This is a genomic window from Brevibacterium sp. ZH18, assembly GCF_022748595.1.
Taxonomy (GTDB): domain Bacteria; phylum Actinomycetota; class Actinomycetes; order Actinomycetales; family Brevibacteriaceae; genus Brevibacterium.
This window is the reverse complement of the sequence record NZ_JALDSX010000037.1, coordinates 1-12,586: the sequence shown is the minus strand read 5'-3', so window position 1 is coordinate 12,586 and position 12,586 is coordinate 1. Positions and strand designations below refer to the sequence as shown.

Here is a 12,586-nt window from a genome sequence, read left to right as displayed (position 1 = left end):
GGCCCAGTGAGTCGAGTTCGAGCGCATCCGACATCACCGTCTCTGCGGGGGAACAGCACTGGCCCGCAGAACGAGATCGGGAGTGACCGAATAATCGATGCGAGCCGCCTCGGCGGGGTTGGCCATCATCGCACTCACTTCGTTGAGCGCCGAGACCGCGATGGCCTCCCAGTCGTAGCTGACCTGCGACAGGGGCGGGGCGATGACTTCAGCATCGGGCATGTCTCCAACGGTGAGCAGCGACAGGTCCCGCGGCACATCGAGTCTGGCACGGGACGCGGCCTCGAGGATGCCGAAGGACAGAGACGGCGCACACGCGATGACAGCCGAACACTGCGCCTCGAGCAGTTCCTCGGCCGCCGCGACGCCTGCCATGGTGCCGGCGGCGGACTCGACGACCGGGGCCTGATCCCGAGTGGCCGGGATATGGAGGACGTTGGCCATTGACCGACGGAATCCGGCGATGCGCACAGCTGCGGCAGAATCCCTGAGCACGGCGAGGCCGATCCGGCGATGGCCCAGGTGGACGAGGTGTTGGACAGCGGTGGTGATGCCATCGGTCGCGTCAAGGACGATGCGTGAGATCCCGTCGTCGTGACGAGCGTTGGAGACTCTGATCTGCGGCAGGGCGTACTTCGCCAGTTTCGCGGCGAGCTCGCCGGCCGGCCCTCCGCCGAGCACGATCGCTCCCTGAACGCGCGGTTCGGTCCCGCCCGGGCCAAGAAGTGATTCGGCCAGGGCGTCCACGCGGTCCGATGCCGCCTCGACATGGACGGCGGCGAGCCCTTGAGCGAAGATCCTGTTCGTGAGGATCTCGAACAGCCGGGTGTAGGGATCGACATTGCCGGTCTGCGCGGCCGGTCGGATAAGGGCGAGCATTCCCACCTCGGGCTCGTCCGAGCTGCTGGACTCGACTCCGAGGATCGCCAGCGCCTGCCTGACCTTCCCCAGCGAACCGGCGGAGACGTTCTGCGGATTGCGCAGGGCCCGCGACGCCGTGGCCTTCGACACCCCAGCGGCTCGCGCGATGTCGGCGAGGCTCACATGCTTGTGCTCGCGCGGCTCAGCGTTCACTGCCGGGCCGCCGTCGTCGAGGCCCGGGCCAGCAGTCGGGGCCGGAAGACAGGCGGAACCGACTGGAGTTCGTCATCGGAGATCTTCAGAGTGCTCAACGTCGCCGCCACGAGCGCCCGGGACAGACCTTCGACGTCGATGCCGAGCACGGTTGCAGGAGGCCCGGTGAATTTCATCGTCGGCGAATCGCCGAAGCCGACGACCGACATGTCGCGCGGCACCTGCAGGTGCCGATTGCGCAGACCGTGCAGCGCGCCGTGGAGCTGGAGGGCCGACTGCACGATCACCGCCGTGCACGTCGCGTCCTTGAGATCGAGGACAGCCCGCGAACCGCCGGAGAAGGACTTCGGCACCTGTGCGATCCAGTCGTCGAGCCTGACGCCGAAATTGCGCGCCGGATGCTCGGCACGGAACCGTTTGATCAGCTGCACCGCGAGCTCGCCGCTGTCATTGCAGATCAGCCCGATCCTCCGGTGTCCGATCGCCTGCAGGTGCTCGAACGCCGTCGTCATTCCCCCGCCGAGGTCGAGGCGAGCGGCGATGATGTCGCCGCTGGCATCGGGCGAGTCCATCGCCGACTGCTCGTCGACCCTGATGCAGGGGATGTCCGTGTGCAGGCTGGTCAGCGTCGGAGTCACAAGTGCGACCGCTCCGGCTCCGATGGCGACTTCGAGAGGCTTCGTCTCGGTCTCGACCGGTGGTCGGGTGATGAGAAGGCCGTGGTCCTGCAGCGCGCCGGCCACGCGGGTGCAGACCTGGACCTGCCAGTATTCGGGGTTGCCGGGGGCGCTGACTGCGACCAACCGCCTCGGCGCCTCATGAAGGAGCGTGGAGCGCGAGTAGCCCAGCGCATCCATGGCAGAGAGCACCGCGGTCCGGGTGTCTTCCGCCACGGATCCGCGCCGACCGAGGACACGGGAGACGGTCGCCAGGGACACGCCCGCACGGGCGGCGACGTCCTCGAGCTTGACCTTCATAGTCGGAAGTCTATCGGGGTCGGTCGAGGTCAGCAGGCAGAAGCACTGCGACTGTCCCACTCCACGTTCCGGACCTGCTCGTCGAGCAGGGGCTGAGGGACAGGACCCGCTTCCTCGAACCACTGGGTCCGGATCTCGTCGCCGTCGAAACGCTCGCGCGGATGTCGTCGAGATCGGATGCCAGAACGTATGCAGCAGCTACCGAGGTGCCACCGCCGGAGCCTGCGAATTCCACGTCGACTTCGACGAGGTCATCGCCCAATGCGGCCAGCCATTGGCGCACCCGTGCTCTCGGGACGCTCAGTCCGTCACTCAGCCAGTAATGGAGATTGTCACCCGTCACCGGGCCGTAGGAGTGCACGTAGTCTGCGATCGCTCGCGGTCCCGCCACGTCGACGTCGGGCAGACCCGGCCATGCCGGATCGTCACGCAGCCACCGAAATGTGGCGATCCCGTCCCGAGGCGGGCCGAAGCAGATGTCGCCCCACCAGTGGAGGGGTTTGTACAGCGAATCCGAACCGGCACCGCCCAGTCCGGTCTCCAGACCGCGGAATGCAGGGTTTTTCAGCACATGTGCGCTGATCTCGGCCCGGGTCCTCGGACCATCCGCACAGACTTCGTGCACGGCCTCGCGGAACGGCTGCCAGTCGTCGATGACGAATGCCCCCTGTCTCTGGAATCGCGCCGATTCCCAGCCCTTCGTCGTGGTGCGCACGGACAGCAGATTTGCGCCAGTCTGCGGGGTGAAGAAGTACGAGCCGCCGCGCAGTGCATAGCTGCAGATGACCGCACCCGACGTCTGTGCTTCGGCGAGGCAGCTGCCCCCGCCCTGTTTGACTCCATTTCCGCGGTGCGTCGCGGTCGCAAGAACGGCTCGCCGGATTCGAATCGACTGCTCGGCCAGGCGTTCGGGCCAGGCCCGCAGTGCGACGACACGATCGACAACCTCGGCGGTGAGAGCATCACGCTGCTCCGCCGCCGGGCCAGGCTCCGGCACTGCGGCAGGTTCCGACGCTGCGGCAGGCTCCGGGTCTGCGGCAGGCTCCGACACTGCGGCAGGTTGGGACACTGCGGCAGGCTCCGGCACCAGGGAATGCCGGCGCAGTCGCCACATCAGGGTCTGCACGCCATCGAGCTCCATGGCCTCATGGCTACTCCCGACCCGCTCGGGCAACATTCGCACAGCACCTGCCCAGGTGGGCGGGCTCGCGCTGGCACAGTGCTGAGAATCACTCTACGCAATGTCGAATTCGCTATCTCGCACCATAGTCAAACGCTTAGGATGAAAGCGACTGAGCATCCCCGCCAGGTCACCGACGACCAGCTGCTCACGAATATCTACTTAGGAGGAAGCATGTCAACAGTGTCGTTGAATGGCCTCAGTCATACTTACGAGAACACCGTGACTCCCTCGGTGCAACCGTTCAATCTCTTCATCGACGACGGCGAGTTCCTCGTCCTCTACGGCCCCTCCGGCTCGGGAAAATCGACGATCCTGCGCATGGTCCACGGCCTCGAAGCACCCAAGACCGGGTCGATCCTCATCGACGGCGTCGACGTCACTCACGCTGCGGTCAACGATCGCGACGTCACCCTCGCGCTCGAGAGCTACGCCCTGTACCCGCACATGAGCGTGCGCGACAACCTCGGTTTCGCTCTGCGCGTCGACGGTCTGCCCGCCGAAGAGATCCGTGAACGCGTCGAGTCCGTGACCTCGAAAATCGGCCTCAGCGGCATCCTCGACGCAGTGCCCGGCGACCTCTCCCAGCTCCAACGACAGACGATCTCCCTGGCCCGGGCCGTGGTCCGGCAGCCGAAGGTCCTCATCATGGACGAACCCGTCGTCAACCTCGTCCCCGAGCACCAGGCCGAGACCCTGCGTCTGGTCAAAGACCTCCAGCAGGAGTTCGGTCTGACCACGCTCTACGCCACCGCCGACCTCGAGGACGCGAAGGTCCTCGGAGATCGAATCGCGTTCCTCGACCACGGGCGTCTCATCGGGGTGGAGAAACCCGAAGTCGCCGAGGCGCTCGTCGCCTCGATCGCGGACGTGGACTCCTGATCGGTGCCCGGGCTTCGACCGCCGCAGATCTATGCGGTGCACCGCGCTGACTACGGAGCAATAGCCGAGCTGCCGTGGCATCAGCCGCTGCGCGAATGGTCCGAAGACCTCCTCGGCGGACTGCCCCGCGGCATCTCCCGCCACGTCGTGCGCTTCGTCGAGATCGGTGACGAAGTGCTCGCAATCAAAGAGACCGACGACCGTCAGGCCCTGCGCGAATTCGACATCCTCGGCGTCCTCGGCAACCTGGCCGTGCCCACGGTCGAACCCCGCGCCTACATCACCGAACGCACGACCGCGGAGTCTGCCAAGCTTCCCGGGGCTCTGATCACCGCCTATCTCGACTTTTCTCTGCCGTACCGGGCCCTGTTCTCACGGTCCTTGGCCGAGGACACGGCCGGCCGCCTCGTCGATGCCCTCGCCGTCCTCCTCGCCCGCCTCCACCTCGTCGGCTTCTACTGGGGAGACGTGTCGCTGTCGAACACACTGTTCCGACGAGACGCCGATGCCTACGCCGCCTACGTCGTCGACGCGGAGACCGGCGAGCTGCACGACCAGCTTTCGAACGGTCAGCGGCAGATGGATCTGCGGATCGCGCGGACGAACATCGCCGGTGACTTCCTCGACCTGCAGGCCGGCGGCATCATCGACCCGACCATCGATCCCCTCGCAGCCGGGCAGCGGCTCTTCGAGGCCTACAACGGGCTGTGGGCCGAGCTGACCCGGGTCGAGGAGTTCTCCGTCAACGAGCGGTGGCGCATCGACGAGCGCATCCGGCGGCTCAACGACCTGGGCTTCGACCTCGGCGAGCTGACCGTGACCACCGACCTCGACGGCGTCAGCCTGCTCGTCGAGCCGAAGGTCGTCGAGCCCAACCACCATTCGCGCAGGCTCTTACGCCTGACCGGCATCGGTGCCAACGAGAACCAGGCACGGACCATGCTCAACGACCTCGACTCCCACCGCTCGGCCCCGGGCTACACCGGTGGGGCCCACGGTTCGGGCGAACTGCCAGCCGAGCTCAGCGAGGACGAAGCGGCCAAGGCCTGGCTCGAAGAGGTCTACAAACCGCTCATCGCCGCGATTCCCGACAACCTCACTCGCAAACTGGAGCCGGGCCAGATCTTCTACGAATTCGTCGAGCACCGGCGCGTGATGTCACGTGCCCGCCAGCGCGACATCCCCACAATGGAGGCCATCGCGTACTTCATCGTCGACTACCTCGCGAACCTTCCCGACGAATCGCGTTACGTCGACACGCAGAAGTTCTGAGGCGGACACGATTCCACGAAGTGGAACGAGGACCCCACGACCGCCTCGGCGGGCATACCTTTGACTTCACCAGGTCGACGCCCGCACTCACCATCGCGGTCCCCGCTCGATCGCCCCGCCGCACAGCACCACGGAAGGACCTCCGATGACGCAAGTCCCGCAGAATTCGATGCCGACGAATGAGAACAATCCCCCGATCCCGTCCCTGTTCGACCTCAGCGGCCGTGTCGCCGTCGTCGTCGGAGGCGGCTCCGGACTGGGACAGGCGAGCGCGATCGGCCTCGCCGACGCCGGTGCGCATGTCGTCGTGGCAGACCTCAATCTCGAAGGCGCCGAGGCGACCGTGAAGATCATCGCCGACCGCGAAGGAACCTCGGACGGAACGGATACCGGAGGCAAGGGCGGACACAGCGCGGGCTCGGCTCCCGGCGCCGAAGCGGCCAAGGTCGACATCACGAACACGGAGTCCGTCAATGCCCTCGTCGCGGCGCATCCCGACGCTCAGGTCCTCGTCATCACGCCGGGAGCCAACGTGCGCAAGCGCCTGCTCTCGACGACCGACGAGGAGTTCGACCGGGTCATCGACATCAACCTCAAGGGCACGTACCGTCTCATGCGCGGATTCGGTGCCGAGATGGCCTCCCGTGGACGCGGCTCGATCGTCACCTACTCATCGTTCAGGGCTCTGGCGATCGAGCCGGGTCAGGGCATCTACGCAGCGGCCAAAGCCGGCGTCGTGCAGCTGACGAAGACGCTGGCCAGTGAGCTGGGACCACAGGGCGTGCGCGTCAATGCGATCCTGCCTGGTCCCTTCGACACTCCGCTGACCCAGCAGATCAAGGCCGACGAGGAGTGGTGGAACGCCTACGCGCAGAAGACCGCTCTTGGCCGGTGGGGAAACCTCCACGAGATCGCCGGGCCCGTCCTCTTCCTCGCCTCTGATGCCTCGACCTACGTCACCGGTCACTCGCAGCTCGTCGACGGCGGCTGGATGGCGCAGGACGGACGGTTCACTCCCCACGTGGAGTGACGGGAGGGCTGAGCCCGTCGAGTGACGGGAGGTCTCCGACCATCGGATGAGCGGCCGTGGGAGAATACCTGCATGACCGCTCCAGACGCACATACCTCATCGACTGCCAGACAGCGACCGGGATTCGTCAGTCAGCTGCCCCGGCGCAAGTCGATCACCAGCATGATCGAGGACACCCAGGACTCGTCCTCGGGCGGTCTGCGCAGAACCTTCGGCGTTTTCCAGCTCACGCTGATCAGCGTCGGCGCGACTCTGGGCACAGGCATCCTCGTCATCCTCGGCGAGGCTGTGCCCATCGCGGGTCCCGCCGTCTGGCTGGCATTCATCCTCGCGGGCATCACCGCGCTGCTCTCTGCCGTCAGCTATGCGGAGATGGCAGGCATGGTCCCGGTCTCCGGATCGAGCTACTCGTACTCGTACGCCACCCTCGGCGAAGGTGTGGCATGGGTCTGCGGCTGGTGCCTCGTCCTCGAGTACGCAGTGTCCGTGGCTGCGGTCGCGGTCGGCGCCGCGGACTACGTCAACGAGACACTGCGGATCTTCGGTCTTGCGCTGCCGCCGTCATTGTCTGCCGGACCTGGCATTGCCGACAGCCCCGGCGGGGTCATCAACCTCTCGGCTCTCATCGTGGTCGTCCTCGCGACGGTCCTGCTCATGCGCGGGGCCAAGGAGTCCGGCATCGTCAACACGGTCATTGTCTTCGTCAAACTCGCCATTCTCGTGTTCTTCGCGATCGTCGCGTTCACCGCGTTCAAGGCCGGGAACTTCGAGCCGATGCTGCCGATGGGCGCCGCCGGTGTCACTGCCGCGGCCTCGAGCGTGTTCTTCTCCTACATCGGCTTCGACGCGGCGTCGACCGCCGGCGAGGAGGCGAAGAACCCGAAGCGCGATCTGCCTCGAGCGATCATCCTCTCGATGATCATCGTCACCACGATGTACGTCCTCGTGGCCATTGCCGCGATCGGCGCCCGGAACTGGCAGTGGTTCGAGACCTCGAAGGCACCCCTGGTCCAGATCGTCCACGAGCTCACGCATTCGAACCTCGCGGTCTTCATCTTCGCCGCATCCTCGGTGCTCGCGATCCTCTCGGTCGTCATCACCGTCCTCTACGGACAGTCGCGCATTCTGCTCACGATGTCGCGTGACGGCATGGTGCCGAGGGTCTTCGGCATCGTCTCCCCACGCACCGGCACTCCCCTGGTGGGAACTCTGGTCACCGGCGTGCTCGTCGCGATCACGGCAGCGCTGATCCCGTTGGGCGAACTCGCGAACGCGACGAGCATCGGCACACTGTTCGCGTTCTGCCTCGTCAACATCGCCGTCATCTATCTGCGCGTGAAGCGCCCCGATCTGGAGCGTTCATTCAAGGTGCTGTTCGGGCCCGTCATCCCGATCCTCGGATCGTTGGCGTGCGCGTTCCTCATGGCCAACCTCGGCGGGACGACGTGGGCGGTCTTCGGCCTATGGATGGTCATCGGCTTCATCATCTACTTCACCTACAGCCGCCGCCACTCACGCGTCGGCGCCATGAGCGACACGGACTACCGCACAAGCATCTCAGTCTGAGGCCCTCGGCAATACCTCGCCAGCAACCTTTCGGGCGCTGAACAACCTGTAGCGAGGTTGCTCAGCGCCCGAAAGGTTGCGCAGACTGCGCGGGGCTCAGGCGCGGCGGGGCTCAGGCGCGGCGGGCGCGAGCGACTTCGTAGAGTGAGACTGCTGCGGCGATGCCGGCATTGAGCGACTCGGTGCTCGCAGCGATCGGAATCGAGACGATCTGGTCGCACTTGTCGGCGATGAGGCGCGAGATGCCCTTGCCCTCGGAGCCGACGACGATGCACAGCGGATCGCGGCTGAAGGTGAGCTCCGGAAGGTCGACTTCGCCGTCCATGTCGAGACCGACGACGAATACGTTCTGCTTCTTCAGCTCGTCGATGGCACGGGCCAGGTTGACGACCTGCGCCACCTTGATCCGGGCAGCGGCGCCAGCGGAGGTCTTCCACGCGGCGGCCGTCATCGAGGCGGCGCGACGTTCGGGAATGATGACTCCGTGACCGCCGAAGGCAGCGGTCGAGCGGACGATCGCGCCGAGGTTGCGGGGGTCGGTGATGCCGTCGAGGGCCACGAGCAGCGGGGTCTCACCCTGATCGGCGGCGACCTCGAGCAGGTCACGCGGCTCGGAGTACTGGTACGGCGGGATCTGCAGGGCGATGCCCTGGTGGATCGCATCGTCGGTGAGCCGGTCGAGGTCGGGCTTGCTGGCCTCGAGCATCGAAATGCCGCGCTTGGTGGCCAGCGTGATGGCCTCCCTGACGCGGTCGTCGGAGTCGATCCGGCCTGCCACGTACATGGCGGTTGCCGGAACGTCCTCACGCAGAGCTTCGAGCACGGAGTTGCGTCCTGCCACCATGTTCGGGCCGTGCTCCTTCTTGCGGCGCTTGGCCTGGTTGGCGCTGGACGCCTTCTTGGCCGCAGCTGACTTATGCGCCTTGTGGTAGACGCGGTCCTCCGCCTTGGGCGTGGGTCCGCGGCCTGAGAGGCTGCGCTTGTTCTTGCCGCCGGAGCCCTTGGTCGGGCCCTTCTTCTTGCCGCCGGCGCGTGGGTTGGAAGCCATGTGAATCCTTCAGTGTCGTTGGTGGTCAAGGACCGAAGTCCGTGACCGGAAGTTGTGTGTGAGGTCAGTTGCCGTCGACGTGATAGCGGTATCCGTCCGCCGTGTCCTCGATGACGATTCCGGCCGCAGCCAGGTTGTCGCGGATCGCGTCGGCCGCCGCGAAGTCCTTCTCTGCCTTCGCTTCGGCCCGCCTGGCGGCGAGTGCGGCGACGAGGGAATCGAGCGCCGATTCCACCTTCACATCCGAGCTGCCCTGAGCCCATGCCTCGGCGCTGGGATTGACTCCCAGAATGTCGAGCATGAGCTCGACCTCCGCGACGATCGTGGCCAGCGTCCGACGGTCCTGCCCCGAGTCGAGGAGCTTCGCACCGTCACTGACCTTGGCGAAGACCACGGACAATGCACGGGGCACGCCGAGGTCGTCGTCGAGGGCTGCTGCGAACTCGGCAGGCACGTCGACGCTGCGATCGCTGTAGGCGGTGTCGACGTTCGGCAGTGCAGGGGCGTCTTCACCGAGGGTTTGCCTGGCCCGCTGAAGGAAGTTCGCCAAGCGATCGAGTGAGGCGGTCTGACGGTCCATCGCCTCGGGTGAGAACTCGAGGATCGACCGGTAGCTGGCACCCGTGAGGAAGTACCGCACCGCGAGCGGGCTGTAGCTGTTGAAGAGCTCGGAGGCGAAGACCGAGTTGCCCAACGACTTCGACATCTTGTCGCCGCCGACGTTGAGCAGGCCCGAGTGCATCCAGATGTTGGCGAACCGGTCGCCGGCCGCGCGGGACTGGGCCAGCTCGTTCTCGTGGTGCGGGAAGCGCAGATCGAGTCCGCCGCCGTGGATGTCGAAGTTCGCGCCGAGGTACTTCGTCGACATCGCCGAGCATTCGATGTGCCAGCCCGGTCGGCCGCGACCCCACGGTGCTGGCCACGATGCGGTCTCGGGTTCTCCGGGCTTGTGCGCCTTCCACAGCGCGAAGTCCCGGGCGTCTTTCTTGCCCCGCATGTCCGAGTCGTTCGCGGGTTCCATGTCGTCGAGGCGCTGGTTGGTCAGCTCCCCGTAGTCCGCCCACGAGGTGGCTGCGAAGTACACGTCGCCGCTGTCGTCGAGTGCGGGATACGCGTAGCCGGCATCGATGAGGCGATCGATGAGTTCGATCATCTCCGTGATGTGGCCGGTGGCGCGAGGCTCATAGCTCGGAGGGATGATGTCGAGCGCCGAGTATGCCGAGGTGAAGGCGCGCTCGTACTTATAAGCGTGAGCAAACCAGGGACGTCCCTCTTCGACGGACTTCGACAGGATCTTGTCGTCGATGTCCGTGACATTGCGGACCAGGGTCACCGAGTAGCCGCGATATATCAGCCAGCGCCGCAGCAGATCGAAGACCGAGGCCGAGCGCAGGTGGCCGATGTGGGGTTCGCCCTGCACCGTGGCACCACAGACGTAGATCCCCACGTGCCCGTCCTTGACGGGGCGCAGGTCTTCGGTCGTGCGGCTGGCGGTGTTGTACAAAGCGATAGTCACGCACCCAAGTCTACCGGGGACCGGCGGTGTACCGGTGCCCGCATTCAGTGGGATTGCGTACAGCACGATCAACCGTTTCGGCGCCGGTATTAGGCCCGTCCCATTCGATACGAGACTGTTACGCAGCTCACGTGACTTGCGGCACGTTTCACAGAAACTTCACAGTAAACTGGACCTCATTCACCGGGACCGCCACTCAGGCACTCACTCATCCGGGAGCTTCCGGGAAGCATCACCCTGGAAACTGCTCGGACGGCGGCCCACGCGACAGCCGGAGGTGCTCTCATCGACGAGTCGCAGACCGGCACCCGACCGCACTCCATCGCGGTCGAGACAGAAAGGACATCATGTCTTCCACAGCAACACCCCAGAGGGAGGTCTTCGCCACCCGCGGCGCGTTCATCTTCGCAGCCATCGGATCGGCAGTCGGCCTCGGCAACATCTGGCGCTTCCCGTATGTCACGTACGACAACGGTGGCGGCGCCTTCATCATTCCCTACCTGGTCGCACTGCTGACAGCGGGAATCCCGCTGCTGTTCTTCGACTATGCCATGGGCCACCGCTCCCGCGGATCAGCACCCCTGGCATTCCGGATGGCCACGAAGGTCGCAGAGCCCATCGGCTGGTTCCAGACCGGAGTCGCCTTTGTCATCGGCATCTACTACGCCGCGATCATCGGCTGGGCCGGCTGCTACATGTTCTTCTCGCTCAACAAGGCGTGGGGCGATGACGCGACAGGCTTCTTCACCGGAACGTTCCTCCATGCTGCCGATCCCGGCGTCTCGTTCGAGTTCGTGCCGGGAATTCTCATTCCAGTCATCCTCGTCTGGATCGTGACGCTGGGCATTCTGCTCCTGGGCGTGCAGAACGGCATCGCCAGATTCTCGAAGATCTTCATCCCGCTGCTCGTCATCCTGTTCCTCGCTCTCGTCATCAGGGCGTTGTTCCTGCCTGGCGCAGCTGAGGGCCTCAACGCCCTCTTCACCCCGGACTTCGCGGCTCTCGCCGACCCTGCGGTGTGGATCGCTGCCTACGGTCAGATCTTCTTCTCACTGTCCATCGCCTTCGGCATCATGATCACCTATGCCTCGTACCTGAAGAGGAAGACGAACCTGACCGGTTCCGGACTGGTCGTCGCCTTCTCGAACTCCGCGTTCGAGATCCTTGCCGGCATCGGCGTCTTCGCCGCGCTGGGCTTCATGGCTTCGACTCAGGGAGCGGAAGTCTCGGACGTTGCCGACAGCGGCATCGGCTTGGCATTCATGGCCTTCCCGACGCTGATCTCGGAGATGCCCGGCGGCGGACTGTTCGGCTTCGCGTTCTTCGCCTGCCTCGTCTTCGCGGGACTGACTTCGCTGATCTCGATCGTGCAGGTGCCCATCCAGGCTCTGCGTGAGAAGTTCAGCCTGGGCAACAAGTCCTCGATCCTCATCGTCGGCGGAGTCATGGCCCTCATCTCGATTCTGCTGATGCCCACCGTCACGGGTCTCTATGTCCTCGACACGATCGACGCCTGGGCGAACAACCTGGGCATCGTCGGTGCCGCAGTCGTCGGACTCATCGTCGTCGGCTGGTTCGCACGGAAGCTGCCGGTGCTGCGCAACCACCTCAACGCCATCTCGAGCTTCAAGGTCGGCTGGTTCTGGATGATCATCCTCGGCGGAGTCACCACACTGGTGCTCGCCTACATGCTCATCCACCAGATCATCCTCTACGCGACCGAAGGCTACGAAGAGTACCCGGCCAATGTCACGGGCATCTTCGGATGGGGCATGATCGGGCTGCTCATCGTCGCCTCGATCGTGCTGTCGCTCATCAAATGGCCGAAGAAGACACTCGAAGACGCAGATGCGGCCATTGCCGATTCTGTGGCCGAAAAAGAACTCAAGGGAGAACACTGATGGGTACCTCAGCAATCGTCATGATGGTCATCGCCATGATCACCGTCTGGGGCGGCCTCGGCGCCGCAATCATGCACCTGCGCAAGCACCCTGACGAGGAGTGACTTGAGCGTCTGATCCAGCGGTCGACGGCCGGCGCG

11 protein-coding genes are annotated in these 12,586 nt (G+C 65.2%); 6 read left to right on the top strand and 5 right to left on the bottom strand.

Translation table 11 applies throughout. The features are described 5' to 3' along the window. Positions 1–33: 33 nt before the first annotated feature. Genes MPN20_RS12650 through MPN20_RS12640 form a run of 3 tightly spaced genes read right to left on the bottom strand, consistent with a single transcriptional unit; the run spans position 34 to position 3,192 of the window. Positions 34–1,074 carry a LacI family DNA-binding transcriptional regulator gene (locus MPN20_RS12650; protein WP_242782684.1) on the bottom strand — a complete coding sequence of 347 codons (1,041 nt, stop codon included), beginning with the start codon at positions 1,072–1,074 and terminating at the stop codon, positions 34–36. Next, positions 1,071–2,051: a LacI family DNA-binding transcriptional regulator gene (locus tag MPN20_RS12645; RefSeq protein WP_242782683.1), complete on the bottom strand. Its 981-nt coding sequence runs from the start codon at positions 2,049–2,051 to the stop codon at positions 1,071–1,073. The genes MPN20_RS12650 and MPN20_RS12645 overlap by 4 nt, the downstream gene beginning before the upstream one ends. A gap of 10 nt (positions 2,052–2,061) precedes the next feature. Continuing rightward, positions 2,062–3,192, bottom strand: a complete 1,131-nt coding sequence (locus MPN20_RS12640; RefSeq protein WP_242782682.1) for a winged helix DNA-binding domain-containing protein — start codon at positions 3,190–3,192, stop codon at positions 2,062–2,064. A 213-nt stretch (positions 3,193–3,405) separates the two neighbouring features. Between MPN20_RS12640 and MPN20_RS12635 the strand changes: the two genes are divergently transcribed. The 4 genes from MPN20_RS12635 to MPN20_RS12620 all read left to right on the top strand — a co-directional run bounded on the left by MPN20_RS12635 (position 3,406) and on the right by MPN20_RS12620 (position 7,981). Further along, on the top strand, positions 3,406–4,113 hold the full coding sequence (locus tag MPN20_RS12635; protein WP_242782681.1) for an ABC transporter ATP-binding protein: 708 nt from the start codon (positions 3,406–3,408) through the stop codon (positions 4,111–4,113). Positions 4,114–4,116: 3 nt separating this feature from the next. Continuing rightward, positions 4,117–5,385, top strand: coding sequence for a DUF4032 domain-containing protein (locus tag MPN20_RS12630; protein ID WP_242782679.1), 1,269 nt, complete (start codon positions 4,117–4,119; stop codon positions 5,383–5,385). Positions 5,386–5,530: 145 nt separating this feature from the next. Then, entirely contained in the window at positions 5,531–6,415 is an 885-nt protein-coding gene (locus MPN20_RS12625) for an SDR family oxidoreductase (RefSeq protein WP_242782677.1), read from the top strand. A 72-nt stretch (positions 6,416–6,487) separates the two neighbouring features. Continuing rightward, positions 6,488–7,981, top strand: a complete 1,494-nt coding sequence (locus MPN20_RS12620; RefSeq protein WP_242782676.1) for an amino acid permease — start codon at positions 6,488–6,490, stop codon at positions 7,979–7,981. Positions 7,982–8,093: 112 nt separating this feature from the next. Here MPN20_RS12620 and rlmB read toward each other — a convergent pair whose 3' ends face one another. Both rlmB and cysS read right to left on the bottom strand, forming a co-directional pair. Next, a complete protein-coding gene (gene rlmB / locus MPN20_RS12615) occupies positions 8,094–9,029 on the bottom strand; it encodes a 23S rRNA (guanosine(2251)-2'-O)-methyltransferase RlmB (RefSeq protein ID WP_242782675.1) in 936 nt (311 codons plus the stop codon). A 64-nt stretch (positions 9,030–9,093) separates the two neighbouring features. Continuing rightward, positions 9,094–10,545: a cysteine--tRNA ligase gene (gene cysS, locus MPN20_RS12610; RefSeq protein ID WP_242782674.1), complete on the bottom strand. Its 1,452-nt coding sequence runs from the start codon at positions 10,543–10,545 to the stop codon at positions 9,094–9,096. Between the two features lie 347 nt (positions 10,546–10,892). Here cysS and MPN20_RS12605 point away from each other — a divergent pair, with 347 nt between their 5' ends. After that, complete coding sequence (locus MPN20_RS12605) at positions 10,893–12,446, top strand: sodium-dependent transporter (RefSeq protein WP_242782673.1); 1,554 nt, start codon at positions 10,893–10,895, stop codon at positions 12,444–12,446. Continuing rightward, the gene (locus tag MPN20_RS12600; protein WP_242782672.1) at positions 12,446–12,550 is read left to right on the top strand and encodes a methionine/alanine import family NSS transporter small subunit; all 105 of its coding nucleotides are present in this window, start codon (positions 12,446–12,448) and stop codon (positions 12,548–12,550) included. The genes MPN20_RS12605 and MPN20_RS12600 overlap by 1 nt, the downstream gene beginning before the upstream one ends. Positions 12,551–12,586 lie beyond the last annotated feature (36 nt).

What these genes read in the sequence shown, in the direction of transcription:
- MPN20_RS12645 (WP_242782683.1), bottom strand. Translation starts at nt 2,051, where the DNA reads ATGAAGGTCAAGCTCGAGGACGTCGCCGCCCGTGCGGGCGTGTCCCTG.
- MPN20_RS12640 (WP_242782682.1), bottom strand. Translation starts at nt 3,192, where the DNA reads ATGGAGCTCGATGGCGTGCAGACCCTGATGTGGCGACTGCGCCGGCAT.
- MPN20_RS12635 (WP_242782681.1), top strand. Translation starts at nt 3,406, where the DNA reads ATGTCAACAGTGTCGTTGAATGGCCTCAGTCATACTTACGAGAACACC.
- MPN20_RS12625 (WP_242782677.1), top strand. Translation starts at nt 5,531, where the DNA reads ATGACGCAAGTCCCGCAGAATTCGATGCCGACGAATGAGAACAATCCC.
- MPN20_RS12620 (WP_242782676.1), top strand. Translation starts at nt 6,488, where the DNA reads ATGACCGCTCCAGACGCACATACCTCATCGACTGCCAGACAGCGACCG.
- rlmB (WP_242782675.1), bottom strand. Translation starts at nt 9,029, where the DNA reads ATGGCTTCCAACCCACGCGCCGGCGGCAAGAAGAAGGGCCCGACCAAG.
- MPN20_RS12605 (WP_242782673.1), top strand. Translation starts at nt 10,893, where the DNA reads ATGTCTTCCACAGCAACACCCCAGAGGGAGGTCTTCGCCACCCGCGGC.
- MPN20_RS12600 (WP_242782672.1), top strand. Translation starts at nt 12,446, where the DNA reads ATGGGTACCTCAGCAATCGTCATGATGGTCATCGCCATGATCACCGTC.